The sequence below is a fragment of the Pseudoalteromonas sp. CnMc7-15 genome, assembly GCF_022347925.1.
GTDB classification, from domain to species: Bacteria; Pseudomonadota; Gammaproteobacteria; order Enterobacterales; family Alteromonadaceae; genus Pseudoalteromonas; species Pseudoalteromonas ruthenica.
The window spans coordinates 96,830-119,612 of record NZ_JAKRFT010000005.1 but is presented as its reverse complement, the minus strand read 5'-3'; the positions used below and the strand labels follow the sequence as shown (position 1 = coordinate 119,612).

Annotated in this window: 23 protein-coding genes; 16 read left to right on the top strand and 7 right to left on the bottom strand. The window is 47.4% G+C overall.

What is annotated here, in order from left to right; all coding sequences use genetic code 11:
- Positions 1-11 precede the first annotated feature (11 nt).
- Positions 12-1,535, top strand: a complete 1,524-nt coding sequence (locus MHM95_RS13105) for a CYTH and CHAD domain-containing protein (protein WP_239385501.1) — start codon at positions 12-14, stop codon at positions 1,533-1,535.
- Positions 1,510-2,157 (top strand): START domain-containing protein, encoded by a 648-nt coding sequence (locus MHM95_RS13100; protein ID WP_239385500.1) that lies wholly within the window; start codon positions 1,510-1,512, stop codon positions 2,155-2,157. Before MHM95_RS13105 ends, MHM95_RS13100 begins: the two co-directional genes overlap by 26 nt.
- A gap of 74 nt (positions 2,158-2,231) precedes the next feature.
- Here the strand turns inward: MHM95_RS13100 and metK are convergent, their stop codons facing one another.
- Positions 2,232-3,383 (bottom strand): methionine adenosyltransferase, encoded by a 1,152-nt coding sequence (gene metK / locus MHM95_RS13095; protein ID WP_022943373.1) that lies wholly within the window; start codon positions 3,381-3,383, stop codon positions 2,232-2,234.
- Positions 3,384-3,750: 367 nt separating this feature from the next.
- On the opposite strand from metK, the gene tkt reads away from it, so the two are divergent.
- Entirely contained in the window at positions 3,751-5,742 is a 1,992-nt protein-coding gene (gene tkt / locus MHM95_RS13090) for a transketolase (protein ID WP_239385499.1), read from the top strand.
- 62 nt (positions 5,743-5,804) lie between these two features.
- Here the strand turns inward: tkt and MHM95_RS13085 are convergent, their stop codons facing one another.
- From MHM95_RS13085 to gpmM, 6 genes are all read right to left on the bottom strand, one after another.
- Entirely contained in the window at positions 5,805-6,002 is a 198-nt protein-coding gene (locus MHM95_RS13085) for a hypothetical protein (RefSeq protein ID WP_022943375.1), read from the bottom strand.
- Positions 6,003-6,111: 109 nt separating this feature from the next.
- The gene (locus MHM95_RS13080; protein ID WP_022943376.1) at positions 6,112-6,285 is read right to left on the bottom strand and encodes a DUF1328 family protein; all 174 of its coding nucleotides are present in this window, start codon (positions 6,283-6,285) and stop codon (positions 6,112-6,114) included.
- 261 nt (positions 6,286-6,546) lie between these two features.
- Positions 6,547-7,311 (bottom strand): divergent polysaccharide deacetylase family protein, encoded by a 765-nt coding sequence (locus tag MHM95_RS13075; protein WP_045979272.1) that lies wholly within the window; start codon positions 7,309-7,311, stop codon positions 6,547-6,549.
- Between the two features lie 64 nt (positions 7,312-7,375).
- Positions 7,376-8,575, bottom strand: coding sequence for a S41 family peptidase (locus tag MHM95_RS13070; RefSeq protein WP_239385498.1), 1,200 nt, complete (start codon positions 8,573-8,575; stop codon positions 7,376-7,378).
- Between the two features lie 33 nt (positions 8,576-8,608).
- Complete coding sequence (locus MHM95_RS13065; RefSeq protein WP_343224307.1) at positions 8,609-9,763, bottom strand: peptidoglycan DD-metalloendopeptidase family protein; 1,155 nt, start codon at positions 9,761-9,763, stop codon at positions 8,609-8,611.
- Positions 9,764-9,768: 5 nt separating this feature from the next.
- Positions 9,769-11,304: a 2,3-bisphosphoglycerate-independent phosphoglycerate mutase gene (gpmM, locus tag MHM95_RS13060; RefSeq protein ID WP_239385496.1), complete on the bottom strand. Its 1,536-nt coding sequence runs from the start codon at positions 11,302-11,304 to the stop codon at positions 9,769-9,771.
- Positions 11,305-11,526: 222 nt separating this feature from the next.
- Here gpmM and MHM95_RS13055 point away from each other — a divergent pair, with 222 nt between their 5' ends.
- From MHM95_RS13055 to MHM95_RS12995, 13 genes are all read left to right on the top strand, one after another.
- Complete coding sequence (locus MHM95_RS13055; RefSeq protein ID WP_022943381.1) at positions 11,527-11,958, top strand: rhodanese-like domain-containing protein; 432 nt, start codon at positions 11,527-11,529, stop codon at positions 11,956-11,958.
- A gap of 18 nt (positions 11,959-11,976) precedes the next feature.
- Complete coding sequence (gene grxC, locus MHM95_RS13050; RefSeq protein WP_045979274.1) at positions 11,977-12,234, top strand: glutaredoxin 3; 258 nt, start codon at positions 11,977-11,979, stop codon at positions 12,232-12,234.
- A 73-nt stretch (positions 12,235-12,307) separates the two neighbouring features.
- The gene (secB, locus tag MHM95_RS13045) at positions 12,308-12,778 is read left to right on the top strand and encodes a protein-export chaperone SecB (protein ID WP_022943383.1); all 471 of its coding nucleotides are present in this window, start codon (positions 12,308-12,310) and stop codon (positions 12,776-12,778) included.
- A 3-nt stretch (positions 12,779-12,781) separates the two neighbouring features.
- Positions 12,782-13,792, top strand: coding sequence for an NAD(P)H-dependent glycerol-3-phosphate dehydrogenase (gene gpsA, locus MHM95_RS13040; RefSeq protein WP_045979275.1), 1,011 nt, complete (start codon positions 12,782-12,784; stop codon positions 13,790-13,792).
- 99 nt (positions 13,793-13,891) lie between these two features.
- Positions 13,892-14,149, top strand: a complete 258-nt coding sequence (locus MHM95_RS13035) for a hypothetical protein (protein ID WP_022943385.1) — start codon at positions 13,892-13,894, stop codon at positions 14,147-14,149.
- A gap of 44 nt (positions 14,150-14,193) precedes the next feature.
- Complete coding sequence (gene ampD / locus MHM95_RS13030; RefSeq protein WP_045979277.1) at positions 14,194-14,766, top strand: 1,6-anhydro-N-acetylmuramyl-L-alanine amidase AmpD; 573 nt, start codon at positions 14,194-14,196, stop codon at positions 14,764-14,766.
- 18 nt (positions 14,767-14,784) lie between these two features.
- A complete protein-coding gene (gene ampE / locus MHM95_RS13025; RefSeq protein ID WP_239385494.1) occupies positions 14,785-15,633 on the top strand; it encodes a beta-lactamase regulator AmpE in 849 nt (282 codons plus the stop codon).
- A 116-nt stretch (positions 15,634-15,749) separates the two neighbouring features.
- On the top strand, positions 15,750-16,760 hold the full coding sequence (gene epd, locus MHM95_RS13020; RefSeq protein WP_239385493.1) for an erythrose-4-phosphate dehydrogenase: 1,011 nt from the start codon (positions 15,750-15,752) through the stop codon (positions 16,758-16,760).
- A 37-nt stretch (positions 16,761-16,797) separates the two neighbouring features.
- Positions 16,798-17,973 (top strand): phosphoglycerate kinase, encoded by a 1,176-nt coding sequence (locus MHM95_RS13015; protein WP_022943389.1) that lies wholly within the window; start codon positions 16,798-16,800, stop codon positions 17,971-17,973.
- Between the two features lie 138 nt (positions 17,974-18,111).
- Entirely contained in the window at positions 18,112-19,176 is a 1,065-nt protein-coding gene (fba, locus tag MHM95_RS13010) for a class II fructose-bisphosphate aldolase (RefSeq protein ID WP_022943390.1), read from the top strand.
- 463 nt (positions 19,177-19,639) lie between these two features.
- A complete protein-coding gene (phoB, locus tag MHM95_RS13005; protein WP_022943391.1) occupies positions 19,640-20,329 on the top strand; it encodes a phosphate regulon transcriptional regulator PhoB in 690 nt (229 codons plus the stop codon).
- Positions 20,330-20,394: 65 nt separating this feature from the next.
- Positions 20,395-21,714 (top strand): phosphate regulon sensor histidine kinase PhoR, encoded by a 1,320-nt coding sequence (phoR, locus tag MHM95_RS13000; protein WP_151173392.1) that lies wholly within the window; start codon positions 20,395-20,397, stop codon positions 21,712-21,714.
- A gap of 99 nt (positions 21,715-21,813) precedes the next feature.
- Positions 21,814-22,782, top strand: coding sequence for a phosphate ABC transporter substrate-binding protein PstS family protein (locus MHM95_RS12995; RefSeq protein WP_045979281.1), 969 nt, complete (start codon positions 21,814-21,816; stop codon positions 22,780-22,782).
- Position 22,783: the final 1 nt, after the last annotated feature.

Sequence of the window (22,783 nt, the reverse complement as noted above, 5' to 3'; positions counted from 1 at the left end):
TCCTATAGCGCATGGACACTGAGATAGAGCTTAAGTTTTTAGTTTCCGAGGCGGTGATACCGTCCATACCCGCACTCATTACCCAGTTTGCAAAAACCGTAAAAAATAAACCCGCACGCAACCTGCAAAATGCCTATTTCGACACCCCGAGCCGAGAGCTTAGAGCATTAGATATTGGTCTTCGCACTCGCTGTTGTGACGGCATTTGTGAGCAAACCATTAAGCTTGCAGGTGAGAACGTGGGTGGGCTGCACCAGCGTCCAGAGTACAATTTGCCTATTGACGGAAATCGTCCAGAGCTGCACGATTTTGATGCCAGTATTTGGCCTCATGGGGTGCAAGTGGACGCGTTAGCCGACAATCTCTATCCGCTATTTAGTACTAACTTTATTCGTCGTACTTGGTTAGTTGAAACCCAAGCAGGGACTGAAATTGAAGTGGTTCTGGATAAGGGGGAGGTATCGGCCAACGCCAATGTAGAGCCGGTTTGCGAACTTGAGATTGAATTAGTAAAGGGGGAACGTAGTGAGCTGTTTTCCCTAGCTGAAAAATTAATCGATAACCTGCCTCTACGCATGGGTTATTACTCAAAGGCAGCTCGAGGTTATCGGCTGGCGGACGACCAGCCGCTCAAAGCCAGTAAAGAGATTGGCCTTGTGCCGCTGAGCAACGATGACAGCCAAGAGCGGGCACTGGAGAAGTGCTTGAGTTATGGCATTGCTTTTGTACAAAAACACGAACAATGTTATTTCCAAAAGCCGACCCTTAAAACACTGAAACGGGTAACCGATGGTGTCAGTCTTATTCGCCATAGTTTGTGGTTATTCAGCGATATCGTTGAAAAACAAGCGACCGAGCGTCTGCGCGGCGAACTTAAGTGGTTACTGAGCGAATTAAGTTGGGTCGAGACGGCGATTCAACTGAAGACCTTTACCTCGAAAAAGCATGCTTATTATAAGAAAATCAATGCAGCACCAGAGCTAACTCAGGTGATAGGCGATCTAAAATCCATCCAACCAAGCATTGACGATGTCCAGGCTATATTCACTAGCACACGCTATAACTTGCTGTTGTTAGATTTAACAATCTGGTTGACCGAGCGAGGGTGGCGACAATCATGGGGGCAAGCGCAACTTCAGGCTGGTGAACAGCCAATTCATGATCTGGCGGCACGGCTACTCGACTATGATTGGCAGGAAATGAAAGAGCTCGTTGAGCCTCAACAGCCGCTAGCTAGCGAGCAATACTTACAGCTTAAGCAGCGCTTGGAACGCAATCTTTTAAGTGGCTGTTGTTTGGGCGCATTGTTTGATGAGTCTTTGCGCATGAGCTTCCGGGCGCCATGGCTAGATATTGTGCACGGCACTTTTGAATTATTCACCCTCGATTACCTCGGTCAGCTGTGCCAAGGTAATGAGAGCGAGCAATTCATCAAAATTCAGGCTTGGTTGACGCAAAAAACCGATAGTCTGTTGAGTGCGATGGAGCAAAGCCGAGAAGCGACTCGTGATGTTCAACCTTATTGGCGCGATTAGCCTACTTAGCCTCAGCTTTGCAGCTGGGGTTGAAATCCAACCTTGGCGGAATTATAAAAACCTCCCTGATTTGAAAGTGGTCTATACCGTCAGTAAAGATGGTATCTACCATATTTATGCTGAGCTTTTCGTTGCCGACGCCCGCACAGCTCAGTTACTGACGCTACTGTATAACACTCAACAAGCATCGCAGTGGTTGCATGCAGTACAAGAAGTTCGTCTTTTGCACTCTCAAGGCAATCGCAACCGCGTATACACGGTGATTAATTCGCCTTGGCCCGTTGCTGATAGGGAGCTTTATACACAAAGTTGCTATCAGCGTGTCAATGACTATACCACTGAGTTACGGGTGTATGCCTATAACCCAAATATCGCTCGTAAAAGTGATAGGGTACGCATCACAACCCTGACTGCTAACTGGCGAATGACGCAGCAAGACGACGGCTTACTTATCCGCTATCAGGTTTTTGCCGACCCAGGTGGTAAGCTTCCACGCTGGCTCAGTAATAAAGTATCGTTGAAAAGTGTATCTAAAACTATGATGAGCTTGAAAAGTCAGTTAGCAGCAGTACAGGCTCTGCAAGTTGCGCCAATCAGTGCCGGCGATTGCGGCGAGGATTAACTGCCGAGAGTGGGGTCATAGCTATAAAAAAAGCGCCATATAGGCGCTTTTCAATTAACTTATAGGTAATTCACTTATAATCCAGCGTCGGCTTTAAGTGCCTGTGCTTTATCGGTCGCTTCCCATGGGAATTCATTGCGACCAAAGTGGCCGTAAGCCGCTGTAGGCTGATAAATCGGACGTTCTAAATCAAGCATTTGAATTAAACCATAAGGACGTAAGTCGAAATGCTTGCGGATCAGTTCGATTAAACGCGTTTCGTCTAATTTGCCGGTGCCAAAGGTTTCAACACTGATGGAGGTTGGCTCGGCAACGCCAATGGCATAAGACACTTGGATTTCGCATTTATCGGCTAGGCCGGCCGCGACTATATTTTTGGCAACGTAACGTGCTGCGTAAGCGGCAGAGCGATCCACTTTCGATGGATCTTTACCTGAGAATGCGCCACCACCGTGACGTGCCATACCGCCATAAGTATCAACGATGATTTTACGACCAGTTAAGCCGCAATCCCCCATCGGGCCACCGATCACGAAGCGTCCTGTGGGGTTAATGAAGAACTTAGTCGCATCGGTAATAAGCTCTGCTGGTAGCGTTGGTTTGATAATGGTCTCCATGACCGCTTCAACCAAGTCATCTTGCGCAATAGAATCGCAGTGTTGCGTTGACAGCACGACGGCATCGATACCGACGGCCTTGCCATTCTCATAAGCAAAGGTCACCTGTGACTTGGCGTCTGGACGTAACCACGGTAATTCGCCATTTTTGCGCACTTCGGCTTGGCGTTGTACCAAGCGGTGTGAATAGGTAATGGGCGCTGGCATGAGCACGTCGGTTTCATTACAGGCATAACCAAACATTAAGCCTTGGTCACCTGCACCTTGCTCTTCTGGACGAGCGCGGTCAACACCTTGATTAATATCAGGAGACTGCTTACCAATGGTGTTTAGAATTGCACATGAGTCGGCATCAAAGCCCATATCGGAATGGGTGTAGCCGATTTCGCGCACGGTTTTGCGCGTTAACTCTTCGATGTCGACCCAAGCACTGGTTGTGACTTCACCACCCACCATCACCATACCGGTCTTCACATAGGTTTCGCAGGCTACACGGGCATGGGGATCTTGCGCCAAAATAGCATCGAGTACCGCATCAGAAATTTGGTCAGCGATTTTATCCGGGTGTCCTTCAGACACAGACTCAGAAGTAAATAAATGTTTTGCCATAAGTTTCTGCTCACAAGTATCGCGCTTCCCAAGATCATACCAGCCACTGGGTTGAGCGCAGCATAAATTAAGGCGCGTATTCTAGCTAAATCACAGGTGATTTCCTAGCTTTTTACGCCTAGACGTCTAAATAAAATTGATTGTATAGCGGTCTTTTGACCTTTATTGCTTGGTGTTTTTGTACTCTTTTAGTTATCAGTATTTTTATTCGTTATGAGTAATTCTAAAGTTACTCGTTCGATGCCCAATTTTTAATTGCAGGGGGCAGATGAATAAGTAAGAATGGGCTTTCGTCTTATTCTTTACCCGCGCCAGCATGAGCGCGAGTGAAGCCCCAGCGCAAATACATTTAAAGGTAGGAGAATTCATGCCATCACGCAAAGAACTTGCAAACGCCATTCGCGTGCTTTCCATGGACGCGGTTCAACAAGCTAAATCAGGTCATCCGGGTGCCCCGATGGGCATGGCCGATATCGCCGAAGTACTGTGGCGCGATTATCTTAAGCATAACCCGAGCAACCCTAACTGGGCTGACCGTGACCGATTTATTCTCTCAAATGGCCACGGTTCAATGCTGATTTATTCGCTTTTACACTTAAGCGGCTATGATCTTCCTATTGAGGAAATTAAAAACTTCCGTCAGCTTCATTCAAAAACTCCGGGCCACCCTGAATACGGTTACGCTCCGGGTATTGAGACTACTACGGGCCCGCTTGGACAGGGGATCACCAATGCGGTAGGCATGGCAATCGCGGAGAAAGCCCTTGCTGCTCAATTTAATCGCGCTGGCCATGAAATTGTTGATCACTATACTTACGCTTTTATGGGCGACGGCTGCTTGATGGAAGGGATTTCTCACGAGGCGTGTTCGCTTGCAGGAACTCTAGGCCTTGGTAAGTTGATTGCGTTTTGGGACGACAATGGTATTTCTATTGATGGTGAGGTAGAAGGCTGGTTTAGTGACGACACTCCCGCGCGTTTTGAGTCTTACGGCTGGCACGTGGTGCGTAATGTTGATGGCCACGATAGCGAGGCTATTCGCGCTGCTATTGATGAAGGCCGCGCCCAAGGTGACAAGCCAACGCTTATCTGTTGTAAAACAGTGATCGGTTACGGCTCTCCTAATAAATCAGGAAGCCATGATTGCCACGGTGCGCCGTTGGGTGATGATGAAATTAAAGCTGCGCGCGAGTTCTTGGGTTGGTCTCATGACGCCTTTGCGATTCCTGATGATATCTATCAACAGTGGGATGCTAAAGAGAAGGGCACACAAGCAGAGCAGAGTTGGCAGGATAAGTTTGCGGCATACAAGGCGGCATACCCTGAGCTTGCTGCTGAGTTTGAACGTCGCCAAAATGGTGAATTGCCTGCTGACTGGGCTGAGAAGTCGCAAGCCTATATTGAGCAGTTACAAGCAAACCCTGATAGCCCAGCAACACGTAAGGCATCGCAAAATGCCTTGAATACCTTTGGCCCCATGCTACCCGAGTTTATGGGCGGCTCAGCCGATTTGGCCGGATCGAACTTAACTATTTGGAGTGGTTCAAAAGGCCTTAGTAAAGACGACGCGTCAGGTAACTATATTTTCTATGGGGTGCGTGAATTTGGCATGTCCGCCATTATGAATGGCATTGCCCTGCACAAAGGTTTCATTCCTTACGGTGCAACCTTTTTGATGTTTATGGAGTATGCACGCAATGCGGTGCGCATGGCTGCACTAATGAAGACGCCTAGCATCTTTGTTTATACCCACGATTCCATCGGCCTGGGTGAAGATGGACCGACTCACCAACCGGTTGAACAGATGGCGAGCCTGCGTTACACGCCGAATCTAGTGAATTGGCGTCCATGTGACCAAGTTGAGTCAGCCATTGCGTGGCAGCAAGCGATAGAGCGCAAAGATGGGCCAACGTCGCTGGTCTTTACGCGTCAAGGTCTTGCTCAGCAAGCACGTGATGCGCAGCAGCTTGCTGATGTGAAAAAAGGTGGGTATGTATTAACCTGTGATGGCGAGCCAGAAGTTATCCTGATTGCCACAGGCTCGGAAGTACAACTTGCTATGGATGCAGCTTCTGAGCTTCGCGCTCAAGGTCGTCAGGTACGCGTGGTGTCTATGCCATCGACGGACTTGTTCGATCAACAAGACGCACAGTACAAAGAAAGTGTCCTACCCAGCAGTGTGACTCGCCGTGTCGCCGTAGAGGCAGGCATTGCCGACTTCTGGTACAAGTATGTTGGTTTGAATGGCAAAGTTATCGGCATGACGAGCTTTGGTGAATCAGCGCCAGCGGGCGAATTGTTTAAGCACTTTGGCTTCACCGTGGACAATGTGGTTGCGGCGGCCAACAGTCAGTTTTAAATAATTAGAGACGTAAAAAACCCGCGAACTTCGCGGGTTTTTTGTTTGAAGATAAGCCTGTATTAGCAGTTTGTTTCTTCTGCACCGGCGTTTTCTTTAACATTTTCACACGCGTCTTCGACCGCGTTTTGAGTGTCAGTGATCGCCTCATCAATCTTTTCACCTGCCTCTTCGGCACCGCCACTGTCTTCACAGCCCATAGCGAATACTGCGGCAAATAATGTAGCGATAAATGCTTTTGTTGCTGAATGATTAAACATAGAACTCTCCTTGAATATTAACTCTTTAAATCTGGATTCAAAAAACGTGTTTTGGTTGCGGTCGCGGGTTTCATCCCATCTGTGACCGCTTGTGCTGTAAAATTAATAACTACCTTGGCGCTTTACCACGAATGGCGCCAGCAACAAGGGAGATAACCAGCAGTACCAAGAACACAAAGAAAATAATTTTAGCGATGCCAGCGGCTGCGCCAGCAATGCCACCGAAACCTAAAAGTGCTGCGACCAAAGCGATAACTAAAAATGCAATTGACCAACCTAACATAATGTACCCTCCATAGATTTGCGTTTCGGAATATACGTTGCTAAGTCCATGCCAACTTTTAAGGTGTTGATTTTAATGGATTTGTTATTTTTTGTGGACTAGGGGAAAAGAAAAGCTTTCACTGTTTGTGTAAAAGATACAGATTAATTTTATGTTCATAGAACAAGCACTTGGGCAGGTGCTGAATACGGAGGAGGTGGTTTATCGGCACCAGAACTCAGTCATCAGCAGCCATGCCACCTATGATTGTTCTAGAGGCCTCTACTCTTCCTCGGTTACACTTTTTTTATCGGCCTGAGCAAGTCGAATTGTGCGCTGCTGCACTAGCTGAGATAAAGGCACAAGTTGGAAACCTTCACCCTCGAGTTCTTGCAATGCCTGTTGCAAGAACGCAAACGTTTCGGGGTAGGGGTGAGCAATTGCAACTGCGTAGTCATACTTATCAGCGAGAGTCTTTAACTGCTCAAAGCGATAACGTAGTTGCTGCTCGGTGGTAATATTGTCGAGAAAAACATGGCGAGCAATATTGCTGACACCGTATAGCCCGGCAATTGTTTGCGCTTTTGAATTGGGAGTTGTTTTACTGTCGAGAAAAAACAAATCCTGCTCTTTTAGCACTTCCATAGTCCAGCTCATCGGCGCATTTTGCTGTGTTAGCAGCGAGCCCATGTGATTATTGACGCCGCGCGCATTGGGTAGGCTGGCTAATGCCTTGCGTAACTCGTGTTGGAAAGCTTCTTTTGACATATCCACTGTCAGCCCCCCAGGCCCTAAGGCTTTACCGTTTATAGCTTGCATAGGGGCATGCAAAAGCACCTCCTTATCTAAGGCCCCTGCCTGTTGAGCAAAGTGAGCGGCGTAAGGAGTAAAAGGGAGCACCGAATAGGTCACAGCGCCAGGCAAGTGCAAGGCAGCCATGTCGTTACGATGATAGCCGATGTCATCAATGACAATAGCGATTTGCTTCGCATGTACTGGTGATAAGAGCACCAGCACACACAACGTAGTCCATATTAAAAAGCGCACAATGTGTTTTTATCTTTGTTGATGATTAGTGTGCAGGCCCGTGCTTAAAGCCGAGCCTGCGTTTTTATTGTTCTAATAGTTGCTGAGCTTTTAGTAATTGTTTATCAAGCAGTGCGGTTAAGTTTTTATGCGCACTTTGCCCCTCAGCTAAGCTGATTATAACTTCTTTATTTGATTGCGAAAGGGCAGGTTGCAATATCGGCACATCAGGTACGATGCCAGTCCCCTCAATGGACACGCCAGAGGGGGTATAGTACTTCGCTGTGGTCAGCTTCAAAGCACTGCGGCCATCGCCTAAGGGGATCAATGACTGCACTGACCCTTTACCATAGGAGCGAGTCCCTACCACGGTTGCCCGGTCATTATCCTTGAGCGCACCGGCAACAATTTCTGCAGCAGAAGCAGAGCCCTCATTGATCAGCACGACCATGGGGGCGCCTTGAATTATGTCCCCTGCTTTCGCTTCAAAGCGTTGATTAGCCTCCACAAAGCGACCTCGAGTAGAGACGATAACGCCTTGAGACAAAAATAAATCGGCAATGGCAATGGCACTGTCGAGGGTACCGCCTGGGTTGTCACGCAGGTCAACAAGCAAACCGTTGAGTGTGGCGCCGTTGGCGTTTTGCATCATGGTGATGTGACGCGCGACATCATGAAAACTATGATTGTTGAAGCTATTAATACGTAAGTAGCCCATACCATTGGCCTTGAGCTCACTGGCGACGCTTTCAATGTGGATAGGCTGACGGGTAAGCTGAAAGTCGAGGCGTTGTGAGTGGCCTGCGCGAGCAACGGCTAAATGCACTTGCCCATCTTCACGACTGCTGATCAGAGCAGAGACTTCTTCTAAGGTAGTGTTATTCACCTTAGTGCCATTGATAGAGACGATAACATCACCACGCTGTAAGCCAGCGGCCCGAGCGGGTGAGTTGGGTAGAGCGGAAATCACCACTACATGCTTATCGCGCTGTTCTACCTCGATACCCAAGCCCTTGTATTGGCCATTGGTGACATCGAATAATCGTTTTAACTCTTGCTCATCAAGGAACTCGCTATATGGGTCAAGCTCTTGTAATAAACTGCTGAGTACATGTTGGTCTAACTTGTCGCGATCCACTTCTTCAACGTAGTAGTTGTTGATGTGGAAAAGCACTTCATCGAGTTGGCTGTCCTTTGCCAATGAAGCAGGCGCTAGTACCACTAAGGCTAAAAAACTGAGCCCTAGTAACAAGCGCTTGTATAGGTAAGTTGTGAATACAAACATCGGCTGCCCCCTTGAGGTGCAGCCTCTATTCAATTAGGAGGATTTGCACCATGTCGTTGGGTTAACGGCACGTCCTTTGTGGCGTATTTCAAAGTATAGACCAGGATCAATTTGACCGCCGCTCTGGCCTACTAAAGCGATTGTTTCGCCTTTATAAACCGGATCGCCCACTTCTTTGAGTAGTGCTTGAGCGTGGCCATACAGGCTCATATAACCCTTGCCGTGATCGACCACCATGACCCAACCAAAACCTCTTAGCCAGTCAGCAAAGACCACTTGGCCATCCTCTATACTGGTTATACTGCTCCCTTCACTGGCTGCGATCACCACCCCTTTCCAATTGAACCCTTGGCGTTTACGGGTGCCAAAGCGGTGGGTAAGCTTACCCCGTGTCGGCCAAGTTAATTTTCCTTTACTGCTACCCAGACCTAACATAGCTACTTGGCGGTCTTTACTGCGCTCTAGCTCCGCTAGGGTATCCAGTAAGGTCTGCTCATTATCTTTTAAATACGCTATTGAGCTTTGCAGTTGATTTAATCTACCTTGTAGCTCTTGGACCTGAGATTGTCGTTGTGCTTTAGCGGCAACTAATTGCTGTTGCTGCTGTTGTTCTTGCTCGCGTAGCTTCGCCAGTTGTTGTCTGTTTTGTTGCAGCGCTGCTTGGTTTTGCGCTATTTCGCGCATTGTTTGTTGTAACGCTTCAAGCTGTTGCAAACGGGCTTTGTTGAAATAGTCGTAATAGCTAATGGTGCGCTCTAGCTTGGCTGTGTCTTGTTGGTTTAACAGCATCTTTGAATAATCGTGCCCACCCACCATGTAGGCGCTCTTTACTTGGGCTGCAAGAACTTTATCAAGCTTTTTACGACGCGACTCCAGCTGTTCAGCCTGTTGTTGTAACTTTTGGTGTTGCCGTTCGTTGTCTGCGAGTTTGTTATCGAGCGCACGTAACTCCTTCGCATTTGCAGCGATAGCTTGCTCTGAGTTCTTGAGTTGGCTCTGTAACTTATCCAGCGAGCGTTGCTGCTGCTGATAATTTTGTTGGCTCTTTTTTAATTCTTGTTGGACTTCGGTTAAGTCTTGCTTGGTACGGTTCTCGTTAGCAAAACTATTGAAGCTTAGGAACGCCAAAAGTGCCGCGCACAGCAGCGACACCTTTTGACGTTTGTGACTCAATAAAACCATCGGCATCGAGATTACTTAAGACGCATGATGGGTGAACCAGTCATTTCTTCTGGCTGCTCCATGCCCAGTAGATGCAACATAGTGGGAGCTACGTCACTGAGCGTTTTGCCATCAATAGCTTGAGCATCACGGCCAACGTAAATGAATGGCACAGGCTCGCTGGTGTGAGCGGTATGCGCTTGACCAGTCTGTGGATTTACCATTTGCTCGGCATTACCGTGATCGGCGGTAATTAAGGCCTCGCCACCGACTTGCTCTAACGCTTCCACCACGCGGCCAATGCAGCTATCTACAGCTTCACAAGCTTTTACGGCTGCTGCAAATACGCCTGAGTGGCCAACCATATCGCCATTAGGATAATTACACACAATGACGTCATACTTGTTGCTTTGAATAGCCGCCACTAGTTTGTCGGTTAGCAGTTGAGAGTTCATTTCTGGTTGTAAGTCATAGGTAGCAACATCCGGCGAGGGGATAAGCTCACGGCTTTCACCATCAAACTCTTGCTCCCGACCGCCGCTGAAAAAGAAGGTCACATGAGCGTATTTTTCTGTTTCTGAAATGCGAAGTTGCGTTTTGTTATGTTTGGCAAGCCACTCACCCAGCACATTATTGAGTGGCTCTGGTGGAAATGCCACAGGCGCCTTGATGTCTGCAGCATATTCAGTCAGCATAACGAAACCGCTTAATTGCGGCGCTTTCTTTTTACTGAAGCCGTTAAAGTCGGCATCAACAAAAGCGCGACTCATCTGCCGCGCTCGATCCGCTCGGAAGTTCATAAATAACACTGCATCACCATCATTGATGGTTGCGGGGCTATCGCCAATGGTTGTTGCTTTTACAAATTCGTCATTTTCATCACGCTCATAGGCTGCTTGTAACGCTGACACTGCATCTACAGCTTGATAGTCAGCTTCGCCGAGGACCATCAAGTTATATGCACTTTCGATGCGATCCCAGCGATTATCACGATCCATAGCGAAGTAACGCCCAACAACACTGGCGATACGACCTTTACCGAGGCGAGCGAATGTTTCATCGATGCGTTTAAGTGATGCTTCAGCGCTGCGTGGAGGCGTATCACGACCATCTAAAAAGGCATGCACATAAATATGCTCAGCGCCGCGCTTAGCAGCCAGCTCAATAGCGGCAATAATATGTTCTTCGTGGCTATGGACGCCACCTGGGCTTAATAGCCCCATCAGATGCACTGCTTTATTCGCTGTTACGGCATTATCTATCGCAGTGGTAAGCGCTTTATTATCAGCAAATGTTCCATCGTCGATGGCTTTGGTAATGCGGGTAAAATCTTGATATACCACACGCCCAGCACCGAGGTTAACATGACCTACTTCAGAGTTGCCCATTTGCCCATCAGGCAAACCAACATCCATGCCAGAACCGGAAATCAGAGTGTGCGGGCGCTGCTCCCAAAGCTTATCTAAAACGGGGGTGTTGGCGGCTAAAATCGCATTACTTTCGCTGTTTTCACGGTAACCCCAACCGTCCAGAATCATCAGTACGAGAGGTTTCTTTGGCTGTGTCATTGGATCTCCTGCTAGTGTCGGCACGACAAATGAATTGCTTGATAATAATTATTAAGAATACAGCTCTATGATGTTCACTGTGGCCACAGAACTGCGCTCTTATAATGTATCCTACCGTTTTTTATCCGCCTTAGCAGTAGAAAATATTTCATCAATTGGTAAGTCGAAGGCAAGTGTGTATACTTGTGCCGCCCGCAAGGTTTGAACAATACAGTAAGACGTATGGAACAATACATAGAATTTATCGGAAACCACCCTATTTTAAGCATCATTTGGCTAGCGATTGTCGCGATGTTGATATCGGGGTGGTTTAAAAGTAAGTTTTCTGCCATCAAGCAGATTAACCCACAGCAATTAACCCTTTTAGTGAATCGTGAAGATGCCGTAGTAACGGATATTCGCGCGCAAAAGGACTACAACGCTGGGCATATCTCTAATGCCGTGCACCTGAGCGCTGAAAAAGCAAAGCAGGGTGACTTTAGTGCGCTTGAAAAGTACAAAAGCAAACCCATTATATTGGTATGTGCGACAGGCATGACGGCTTCAGGTATTGCCAATGGTTTGAATAAAGCAGGCTTTGAAAGCGTATTTATTTTGTCAGGTGGAATGCAATCTTGGCAAAGCGCAGGTCTGCCTGTGGTATCAGGCCGATAACTTTATTAGGAAGCATTTATGAGTAACGTTGTATTATACACTAAAGCCTATTGCCCCTTTTGTCAGCGTGCGAAAGCCTTGCTGGATAAAAAAGAGGTAACTTACACTGAGTTTGATATTGGTGTACAACCAGAGCTACGCGATGAAATGCTCACCCGCGCAAATGGCGCGCACACGGTGCCGCAGATTTTCATTGGTGAGCATCATGTGGGTGGCTGTGATGATATGATGGCGTTAGAAGCCAGTGGCGAATTAAACACCCTGCTAAACGCGTAATTGCTTGCGAACATATATGCTGCCGCGTCCTCACGCGGCTAATTTATTGCAAAAAGAATTGATAGGAACAACAATGGAAGAACAAAATCAAGGCGCAGCACAAGAACAACAGGCGCAATTCTCTATTCAACGTATCTACACCAAAGATATTTCTTTCGAGACACCTAACTCACCTGAAATTTTCCAAAAAGAATGGAAGCCTGAGGTAAAGTTAGATTTGGATACTCGCTCAAACAAACTTGATAACGGTATTTTTGAAGTTGTATTAGCGTTAACTGTTACAGCAACGCTAGGTGAAGAGACGGCTTTCCTTTGTGAAATCCAGCAAGCAGGTATTTTCGCTATTGGTGAAATGGAAGAGGTGCAAACAGCACACATGCTTGGCGCTTTCTGCCCGAATGTATTATTCCCATATGCGCGTGAAGCCGTATCAAACTTGGTAAACCGTGGTACTTTCCCACAGCTAAACCTAGCACCAGTAAATTTTGATGCGCTATTTGCCCAGTACATGCAGCAACGAGCTGCTGAGCAAGCTGACGCATAAGTCATGACCACTTCAGCATCCAGCGCTGTAACGGTTTTAGGGGCGGGGTCTTATGGCACCGCCCTTGCTATTTGTTTTGCTCGAAACGGTCACAAAGTGACTCTTTGGGGGCGCAACAGCGACCACATACAGCGTTTAGCCGATGAGCGAAAAAATCAGCAGTACCTCGGTGATATCGCTTTTCCTGATAGCCTAGAGATGCAAAGTGATTTGCAAACAGCTGTTGCCAGTAGCGACATCGTTTTGGTGGTCGTACCTAGCCATGCTTTTGCGGATCTATTGCAGACCATCGCACCCATGCTACGCAGCGGTGCCAAGGTTGCTTGGGCAACTAAAGGTTTGGAACCGAACACCGGTCGTCTCCTTCAAGATGTTGCTAAGCAGCATCTTGGCGAAGATATGGATTTAGCGGTGTTATCGGGGCCAACCTTTGCCAAAGAAATGGCCGCCGGTTTACCTACCGCTATTTCGGTATCAGCCACCAGTGATGAGTTTTGTGAACGCTTATCGGGTTTGTTGCACTGTGGACGCTCGTTCCGAGTTTATCGAAACAATGATTTCATCGGCATCCAATTAGGTGGGGCGGTGAAAAATGTTATTGCGATAGGCGCCGGGATTTCTGACGGCTTTGGTTTTGGTGCCAATGCTCGAACAGCGTTGATCACACGGGGCTTAGCGGAGTTATGCCGATTGGGTTGTGCACTGGGTGCCAAATCGGAAACCTTCATGGGCATGGCAGGTTTAGGTGATTTGATTCTTACCTGTACCGACAATCAATCGCGCAACCGTCGCTTTGGCTTAGCTTTAGGGCAGGGGCTCGATGTCGACTCTGCGCAGCAACAAATAGGCCAGGTCGTAGAAGGGTACCGTAACACCAAAGAAGTGTATATGCTGGCGAAACGCAGCGGTATCGAGATGCCAATTACTGAGCAAATTTACCAAGTCTTATATGAAAATAAGAATGTAAAAGAAGCTGCCATGGCTCTTTTAGGGCGCGAGCAGCGTGCAGAGTAAGCATTAAAATGAAGTAAAAAGCGCCAATGCAATCGCATGGCGCTTTTTTTATGAGCAAATTCGACTATATTGGAAAGGGATTCCCAACGGATTAATACCATGGCACAGGCGAAAAAAGCAGATAGCGAACGCCGCAGTGGTCAAAGGACGTTTCGCGAACATTATGCGAACTTGACCGGCGAACAGGTAGATAAGGTATATGCGCTCACCAAAATGGGGTTTGAGCTGGAGTTTGTTCGTACCATTAGTAAACACCGGCGGTTGGCGGTGCTGCGCCGCGATGATGAATTGGTCAGTGTCAATCACACTGGCGAGTGTAACTTTTCTCCCCAGATCAACTTGCGCAGTGATTCTTAGCCTCTTACCATGCAGGCACAATCAAGTTTTTATAAACGAAAAACATGGATATAGATGATTTGGGCGTATGCAAACAGGCGCAGCAGTTGCCGTGTTCGCATCATGATGAGCGTCCGCAAAGTGAAGTGTCCTTACTGGTGATTCACTGCATTTCACTGCCTGAGGGCCAGTATGGTACACCCTATATTGATGATTTATTCGCAGGGCAGATCGATTGCCAAGCACATCCGAGTTTTTCCTCACTCGCAGGCGTGAGTGTGTCAGCGCACTGCTTGATCGATCGAGATGGGAAATTACGCCAATATGTGCCATTTACGCAACGTGCTTGGCATGCTGGAGTCTCACAATTCGAAGGGCGCCAGCGGTGTAATGACTTTAGCATCGGCATTGAACTAGAAGGCACCGACAAGTCCACCTACACTCAAGCGCAGTATCTCACCTTGGCGCAATTAACAAAAAGCTTATTACGCACCTATCCGCATCTAAATAGGCAGCGCATTGTGGGTCACAGCGATATTGCTCCCGGGCGAAAAACAGACCCCGGCGAAGGCTTTGATTGGGAACATTTTTTTGACCTTACTTTTGCCCAAGATTGCGATAAACTAAGGTCAATTTAAGCGAGCAAAGTAGTCGCCATGACTTTGATATCAATCTTATTTGCATTAATAGCTGAACGCTTAGGCGCTCGCTCAGCGCGTTGGCAAATAGCGACCTATGCGCACTGGTATGAGCGCAAAAGTGCGCCCCTGTTGTCGCGCTTGCAACAGCTGCATAACGGCATTGGGTTGTTGCTGTGGTTACTTGTGCCAACCTTAGTTATTGCTGTCTTTGTGCATGCGAGTGATTTTATTCTGTGGCAATTAGCGGTCAATACGCTGGTCATACTCATCTGCTTTGGTTGCGCGCACATGCGCGCGAATTATAAGGGCTACCTCAATGCCCTGACCCGAGACGACGGTGAAGCGGCCACTTTGTATGCGTTGCAAATGGGACAAAAACGTACTGAAAATGAAAGCGGTGGTGAAACCTTTGCGCAAACTTTAGCGTGGGTCAATTTTCGTTTTTATTGTGCGGTGATCTTTTGGTTTGTTGTACTGGGCGCACCTGGGGCCGTTTTTTATGCCTTGGTACGGACTTGCGTAGATGACAGTGAGCAGACATCCCATCCTCTATCAAAACAGCATACATTGTTAGCTCGTGTCGGTCATTGGCTTGAATGGCCTGCTGCACGAATTACCAGTTTGGGCTACTTGGTGATTGGTAACTTTAGCAAAGGCACGCAATGTTGGTTGCGCCATGTGCTCGATTTTAGAGTCAGCAATCGTCAGGTTATTACCGAAACAGCCTTGGCTGCTGAACAGATAGAACTGGCTCACTATGGCTGCACCATCGAAGCGCAGTGCATGATCCGCTTAGTAAAACGCAATGTGTTATTTTTCTTGGCACTGATAGCCTTACTTACTTTGTTTGGCGGCCTGTCGTAACACCCTCTATCAGCGTTTTATTTTTGCGCACCCCTTACACTCAGAGCGCGAGTCGATTACAATAGCCGCCATTCTTCTTAGACCTGTGTCTGCTTTGATGGCGGTAGTCTGTAATTATGGCAATAAAGCTTGCGATTAACGGCTTTGGGCGAATAGGGCGTAACATTTTACGCGCTTTGTATGAGAGTGAACGTCGCCACGAGTTCGAGATTGTGGCAATCAATGAATTGGCCAAACCTGAGGGCATAGCCCATCTACTAAAATATGATACTGCCCATGGGCGGTTTTCCTTTCCTGTTGAGCTTCGTGAGCAAGCTTTAGTTGTTGATGGTGATGAAATCGCCTTGTACTGCGAGCAAAACCCAAGCGCTTTGCCTTGGCACCAACATGACGTTGATATCGTCTTGGAGTGTTCTGGGGTTTTCCATTCCCGTGAGGACGCGCAAAAACACCTTCAGGCAGGCGCTAAAAAAGTATTATTTTCTCAACCCGCAGATGCTGATGTTGATGCAACGATTATTTATGGTATCAACGATGATGTGCTTCACAGTGAGCAGCACATTGTTTCCAATGGCTCGTGCACAACAAACTGTATTGTTCCGGTGATTCAAGTATTGGATGATGCTTTTGGTATTGAATCAGGCGCTATCACCACTATTCACGCGTCTATGCACGACCAACAAGTGATCGATGCGTATCACGATGATTTACGACGTACCCGGGCGGCTAGCCAGTCTATTATTCCAGTGGATACTAAGCTAGCGCGCGGCATTGAACGTATTTTACCCAAGTTTCATGGCCGTTTTGAAGCGATAGCCGTACGTGTTCCAACCATCAATGTGACGGCGATGGATTTGAGTGTCACCGTAAATACTGATGTTTCCCTAGAAGATGTTAATCAAGCGATTGCTAAGGCTGTACATGGGCGCTTGGCAGGTATTTTGGATTATACCGAGGAGCCATTGGTATCTGTTGATTTTAACCATGATCCCCACTCTTGTATCATAGACGGTACACAGACACGGGTTAGTCATAAACGGTTGATAAAGTTATTGGTATGGTGTGACAACGAGTGGGGGTTTGCCCATCGTATGTTAGATACCAGTGCAGCCTGGATGCGCCAATAAACGCAAATGAATAAAACGTATAACTAAGGAGAAGAGAATGTCGGTCATTAAGATGGCGGATTTAGATTTAGCCGGGAAGCGGGTGCTGATCCGTGAAGACCTCAATGTGCCAATCAAAGACGGTAAAGTAAGCTCAGATGCTCGTTTGCGTGCGGCGCTACCAAGCATCAAGCTCGCCCTTGAAAAAGGCGCTAAAGTGATGATTATGTCTCACCTTGGCCGTCCTACCGAGGGAGAATATGACCAGGCTTACTCACTGGCTCCTGTAGTTGACTATCTTAACGATGCCTTGTCACAAAATGTCCGTCTTGCCAAAGATTATCTTGATGGCGTAGAGATTGGCGACAACGAAGTGGTTGTATTTGAAAATGTGCGCTTCAATCAAGGCGAAAAAGCCAATGATGAGACCCTTGCAAAACAACTTGCGGCGCTGTGTGACGTATATGTGATGGATGCCTTTGGTACTGCACACCGAGCACAAGCTTCAACCCACGGTGTAGGTCTTCACGCCCCAATCGCCTGTGCTGGCCCCTTGCTTGCGGCTGAACTGGAGGCACTCGGTAAAGCACTAGATAACCCGAAGCGTCCGCTAGTTGCGATTGTGGGTGGCTCGAAGGTATCGACCAAGTTAACCGTGTTAGACTCACTGTCAAACGTCGTTGACCAATTAGTGACAGGGGGCGGTATTGCCAATACCTTTATTGCTGCAGCTGGTCACCCGGTAGGTAAGTCTTTGTACGAGCAAGACCTTATTAGCGAGGCTCAGAAACTAACAGAGACCGCTCGCAGTAATGGCGGTGATATTCCGGTGCCAGTGGATGTGGTTGTCGGCAATGAATTTTCAGAGTCTGCGGTCGCGCAACTCAAAGAGGTTGCCGATGTCACCGAAGAAGACATGATTTTTGACATTGGCCCTGATACCGCTAAACAGCTTGGCGATATTATTGCGCAAGCGGGCACGATTGTATGGAATGGTCCAGTGGGCGTGTTTGAATTTGATCAGTTTGGTAATGGCACTCAAAGCATTGCCAAAGCCATAGCCGAATCATCAGCATTTTCTATTGCCGGCGGCGGTGACACCTTGGCGGCCATCGATAAATACAATGTCGCGGATAAAATTTCTTATATATCCACAGGTGGTGGAGCCTTCTTGGAGTTCCTTGAAGGGAAAAAACTACCCGCAGTTGCTATGCTTGAAGAGCGAGCAAAATAACGAATAATCACCAGGCCGGCCTCTCTCACTTTGCCGGCCTTGTGTTTTGGGCATTAAGCCCTTGCTTGGGGAAACCAAGCTTCATCCCGTTCAAAAACCAGATAGTCTCGGTGCTATCAAAAATTGGAGATAAGCGAAATGGCTTTGATCAGTATGCGTCAACTACTCGACCATGCAGCAGAAAATGGTTATGGCGTGCCAGCCTTTAACGTTAATAACCAAGAGCAAATGCGTGCCATCATGGAAGCGGCTGATAAAACAAACAGCCCAGTGATTGTGCAAGGCTCAGCTGGTGCACGTAAATATGCAGGTGCCCCATTCATTCGCCATATGATCCTTGCTGCGGTAGAGGAGTGGCCTCATATCCCAGTGGTTATGCACCAAGATCATGGTACGTCTCCTGGCGTTTGCCAGCGCTCTATCCAGCTTGGCTTTTCATCGGTCATGATGGACGGCTCATTACTTGAAGATGGTAAAACGCCTTCATCTTATGAGTACAATGTTGATGTAACCCGTCGTACCGTAGAAATGGCTCATGCTGGTGGTGTATCGGTAGAAGGTGAGCTGGGCGTCCTTGGCTCTCTAGAGACCGGTGAAGCAGGTGAGGAAGACGGTATCGGCGCCGAAGGCAAGCTGACACAAGATCAACTGCTTACTGACCCAGAAGAAGCTGCGGATTTCGTTGCTAAAACCAATGTCGATGCGTTGGCTATTGCTTGTGGCACGTCACATGGTGCTTATAAGTTCACCCGCCCACCAACAGGGGACATTCTTGCTATCGACCGTATCAAGGAAATTCACGCCCGTATCCCTAACACTCACTTGGTTATGCACGGTTCATCATCTGTACCACAAGAGTGGCTAGCGATTATCAATGAGTACGGTGGTGAGATCCCAGAGACCTATGGTGTGCCTGTTGATCAGATTGTTGAAGGCATCAAGCATGGTGTACGTAAGGTGAATATCGATACCGACCTACGTTTAGCTGCAACAGGGGCTATTCGTCGCCACCTCGCGCACAACACCGCGAATTTTGATCCGCGTAAATACCTAGCGGAGGCAACGAAAGCGATGACGGAAATTTGTGTTGATCGCTATCAAGCTTTTGGCACAGCAGGCCAGGCCGACAAGATTAAGCCTATCTCGTTAGATGATATGCACCTTCGTTACTTAAACGGCGAACTGGATGCAAAAATAAAATAGTCGCGTTCACGACTTGAATGAGCCTCGCATAAGCGGGGCTTTTTTATGGATCACTATTTTACTGAGTGGATCATAGCGGGATCAGATTTTTATCAACTGCACTGATTATGGGATCACGTTCTTACGCGCTGCTCAGGCAATGAAACTATATGTGGTTGATATTTAAACAAGGTTTGAGCGAGATTTATACACATAAAGAACCTCACTTGGTAAGAGTGTGATCTCAGGTCAGATCAATGGGTAAAACTCTGATCCACTGATAGCCAACTTGGTATAAATCTGATCTTGTAAAGGCTCAGTTGGTAAGACTATGATCCTTGCTTTTACAGCCCCTAACGTCTTGATCCCAAGTTTAATTTTGCAGCATTTCCATTGAAGGTGTACGCTTTCATAAAATTGTCACAAAAAGTCATAATAATGACATCAGTAAATTCAGTTCAATAAAGCGAAAGAGATAAACGGAATGTCACGTAAAGTTCTTGTGGTCGATGATGAAGCGCCCATCCGCGAAATGCTGGTGTTTGTTTTAGAACAGAATGGTTTTCAAGCCATTGAAGCTGAGGATTACGACTCTGCCATAGCAGCCATGGTAGAGCCCTACCCAGATATGGTATTACTGGATTGGATGTTGCCCGGAGGCAGCGGTATTCAGATTGCGAAGAAATTTAAACAAAACGATCATACCCGCGCAATTCCCATTATTATGCTCACCGCCCGAGGTGAAGAAGAAGACAAAGTGAAAGGCCTGGAAGTGGGGGCCGACGATTATGTGACTAAGCCATTCTCTCCGAAAGAATTAATGGCACGCATTAAAGCCGTTATTCGCCGTGTGGCGCCGACATCACTTGAAGAGGCTATCGAAGTACACGGCTTGCGTTTAGACCCTATTTCTCATCGTGTGACATCCGATGGCAGCGAGTTGGATATGGGGCCTACCGAATTTCGTTTGCTACATTTTTTTATGACCCACCCTGAGCGAGTATATAGTCGTGAGCAGCTACTGGATCATGTATGGGGAACCAATGTTTACGTTGAGGATCGCACCGTTGATGTGCATATTCGTCGCCTGCGTAAAGCAATTGCTCCCATGGGACATGATCGCTTAGTACAAACTGTGCGTGGTGCTGGTTATCGTTTTTCTAGCAAGGTATAACTATCTTTATTGCTCATTGCATCGGCATCAGGCCGATGACACATTGTTTTAAGTAGAGCGAGTCTATGTACCGAGTGGTTAATAAACGCACACTTACCAAGCGTTTAGTTATCTTTTTCCTGCCTTTATTGTTGATAGGCGTGCTAGTAGGCGCGCCTTTTTTGCTTCTATTTTTGGGCGCTATCACATTGTTACTGTGGCATTATCGCCAGCTTTACCGCCTTAGTGATTGGCTTATTAACCAACGTAGCTTTAATCCACCGGAGGGAGAAGGGGCTTGGGAGCAGGTTTTCGAGGGAATTTACCAGCTCCAACAACGCAACCGTAAAAAGCGCAATGAGCTGGCTGACTTGATCCGTCGTTTCCGCGAGGGGGCCGAAGCTGTACCTGATGCTGTGATTGTGCTGCAACAGGACTTCAGCATCGTCTGGTGTAACCAATTAGCGCTGCGGTTATTGGGCTTGCAGTGGCCCACTGATCATGGACAGCGTATAGATAACCTCATTCGACACCCCAAATTTAGCCGCTATATGCAGCAGCACCAATTCAACGATGCCCTTGAGCTTGATTTAACCCACACCGGTGAACAAGTGTTGGAATTTCGGGTGATGCCCTATGCACAATCACAGATCATGATGGTGGTCCGTGATATTACTCGCCTTAAGCAATTGGAGCAGATGCGTAAAGACTTTGTTGCCAACGTATCACATGAGCTGCGTACACCGTTAACTGTGGTTACCGGCTATTTAGAGATGCTTGATGGCGACAACTTACCACCGCCAGCGATGTGGGATAAAGCCCATGGCACGATGATTGAGCAGTGTCAGCGAATGGATAGCTTGGTCAATCAGTTGTTGTCGCTGTCGCGAATTGAAGGAGCACGCAAACACGACAATGATAAACCAGTCAATGTGCCGAAAATGTTGGAAGTTATCGAAACAGAAGCGACATCGTTGAATCAAGATAAAGGCCACCGCCTGTATTTTGATGTCGATACCAGCTTAGATATCGTTGGCGCTGCTGATGAGTTACGCAGCGCGTTTTCAAACCTGGTATTTAATGCTGTGCACTACACCCCCGATGAGGGAGAAATTACGGTGCGTTGGTATCGCCAAGACGGTCAAGCGGTGTTTAGCGTGACCGATAATGGTGAGGGCATCGCGCCTGAACATATCAACCGTTTAACCGAGCGCTTTTATCGAGTGGATAAAGCGCGAAGTCGGAAAACGGGGGGCTCGGGCCTCGGCCTAGCTATTACTAAACACGTGTTGTCGCGTCACGACTCACACCTGCATATCGACAGTGTCGTCGGTAAAGGCTCGTGTTTTTGGTTCGCCTTTGAACCAAGTTGGTTAGTCCCAGCACTAGAACACGTACAAAATTAGCAAAGTCATAAAACTGTAATACTCAAGTAATTTAACTGTCATCTTGTCACTGCACAATGACAGCAGTTGAAACACGGGAAGAACAAATTGGAGAACCCAATGAAATTTAAAAACTTAGTTGCTGCAATGGGGGTTGCTGTAAGTGCCCTGACAGCAGGTCAGGCAGTTGCTCTAGATAAAGCAATTCCAGAGTACGAAAAAACGAGCGGCATCTCTGGTAACTTTTCATCGGTTGGTTCCGATACGCTAGCAAACATGATGACCTTCTGGGCTGAAGAATATAAGCGTATTTATCCTAACGTCAATATTCAAATCCAAGCTGCAGGTTCATCAACGGCACCACCGGCGCTCACTGAAGGAACGGCAAACTTCGGCCCTATGAGCCGTAAAATGAAGTCAAAGGAAATCGAAGCGTTTGAAAAGCGCCATGGTTATAAGCCGACAGAAATTCGCGTAGCGATTGATGCCTTGGCGGTATTCGTGCATAAAGACAACCCCATTGAAGGCTTGCGCATTGACCAAGTTGACGCCATTTTCTCTTCAACGCGTAAATGTGGCGCCAGCGAACAGATTAACCGTTGGGGCGATGTTGGCCTAACGGGTGATTGGGCGGCAAAAGATATTCAATTATATGGTCGTAACTCAGTATCTGGTACTTATGGTTACTTCAAGAAGAAAGCCCTATGTAAAGGTGACTTCCGTAATAACGTAAACGAGCAGCCTGGCTCTGCATCGGTAGTACAGTCAATCTCTTCTTCTGTGAATGCGATTGGTTACTCAGGCATCGGTTACAAGACCTCTGGTGTACGTACGGTGCCACTGGCGAAAAAAGGCGATAAGTTTGTTGATGCAACACTTGATAACGTTGCAACGGGCAAATATCCACTATCACGTTTCCTTTACGTTTACGTGAATAAGCACCCTAACAAGCCACTATCTCCTATCGATGCTGAGTTTGTAAAAATGGTGCTATCACAAACAGGTCAAAAAATTGTTGAGAAAGATGGTTATGTGCCACTTTCAAGCAAGATGGTTGAGCGTGAACTTAAGCGTTTAGGCTTACAGTAAC

Bases quoted from the DNA above. Each gene is read 5' to 3' on its own strand.
- MHM95_RS13070 (WP_239385498.1), bottom strand. From the start codon at position 8,575: ATGTTTGTATTCACAACTTACCTATACAAGCGCTTGTTACTAGGGCTC.
- gpsA (WP_045979275.1), top strand. From the start codon at position 12,782: ATGACCACTTCAGCATCCAGCGCTGTAACGGTTTTAGGGGCGGGGTCT.
- secB (WP_022943383.1), top strand. From the start codon at position 12,308: ATGGAAGAACAAAATCAAGGCGCAGCACAAGAACAACAGGCGCAATTC.
- phoR (WP_151173392.1), top strand. From the start codon at position 20,395: ATGTACCGAGTGGTTAATAAACGCACACTTACCAAGCGTTTAGTTATC.
- fba (WP_022943390.1), top strand. From the start codon at position 18,112: ATGGCTTTGATCAGTATGCGTCAACTACTCGACCATGCAGCAGAAAAT.
- MHM95_RS13100 (WP_239385500.1), top strand. From the start codon at position 1,510: ATGTTCAACCTTATTGGCGCGATTAGCCTACTTAGCCTCAGCTTTGCA.
- phoB (WP_022943391.1), top strand. From the start codon at position 19,640: ATGTCACGTAAAGTTCTTGTGGTCGATGATGAAGCGCCCATCCGCGAA.
- ampD (WP_045979277.1), top strand. From the start codon at position 14,194: ATGGATATAGATGATTTGGGCGTATGCAAACAGGCGCAGCAGTTGCCG.
- ampE (WP_239385494.1), top strand. From the start codon at position 14,785: ATGACTTTGATATCAATCTTATTTGCATTAATAGCTGAACGCTTAGGC.
- epd (WP_239385493.1), top strand. From the start codon at position 15,750: ATGGCAATAAAGCTTGCGATTAACGGCTTTGGGCGAATAGGGCGTAAC.
- MHM95_RS13080 (WP_022943376.1), bottom strand. From the start codon at position 6,285: ATGTTAGGTTGGTCAATTGCATTTTTAGTTATCGCTTTGGTCGCAGCA.
- tkt (WP_239385499.1), top strand. From the start codon at position 3,751: ATGCCATCACGCAAAGAACTTGCAAACGCCATTCGCGTGCTTTCCATG.
- MHM95_RS13055 (WP_022943381.1), top strand. From the start codon at position 11,527: ATGGAACAATACATAGAATTTATCGGAAACCACCCTATTTTAAGCATC.
- MHM95_RS13015 (WP_022943389.1), top strand. From the start codon at position 16,798: ATGTCGGTCATTAAGATGGCGGATTTAGATTTAGCCGGGAAGCGGGTG.
- MHM95_RS12995 (WP_045979281.1), top strand. From the start codon at position 21,814: ATGAAATTTAAAAACTTAGTTGCTGCAATGGGGGTTGCTGTAAGTGCC.
- gpmM (WP_239385496.1), bottom strand. From the start codon at position 11,304: ATGACACAGCCAAAGAAACCTCTCGTACTGATGATTCTGGACGGTTGG.
- MHM95_RS13035 (WP_022943385.1), top strand. From the start codon at position 13,892: ATGGCACAGGCGAAAAAAGCAGATAGCGAACGCCGCAGTGGTCAAAGG.
- MHM95_RS13105 (WP_239385501.1), top strand. From the start codon at position 12: ATGGACACTGAGATAGAGCTTAAGTTTTTAGTTTCCGAGGCGGTGATA.
- metK (WP_022943373.1), bottom strand. From the start codon at position 3,383: ATGGCAAAACATTTATTTACTTCTGAGTCTGTGTCTGAAGGACACCCG.
- MHM95_RS13065 (WP_343224307.1), bottom strand. From the start codon at position 9,763: ATGCCGATGGTTTTATTGAGTCACAAACGTCAAAAGGTGTCGCTGCTG.
- MHM95_RS13085 (WP_022943375.1), bottom strand. From the start codon at position 6,002: ATGTTTAATCATTCAGCAACAAAAGCATTTATCGCTACATTATTTGCC.
- grxC (WP_045979274.1), top strand. From the start codon at position 11,977: ATGAGTAACGTTGTATTATACACTAAAGCCTATTGCCCCTTTTGTCAG.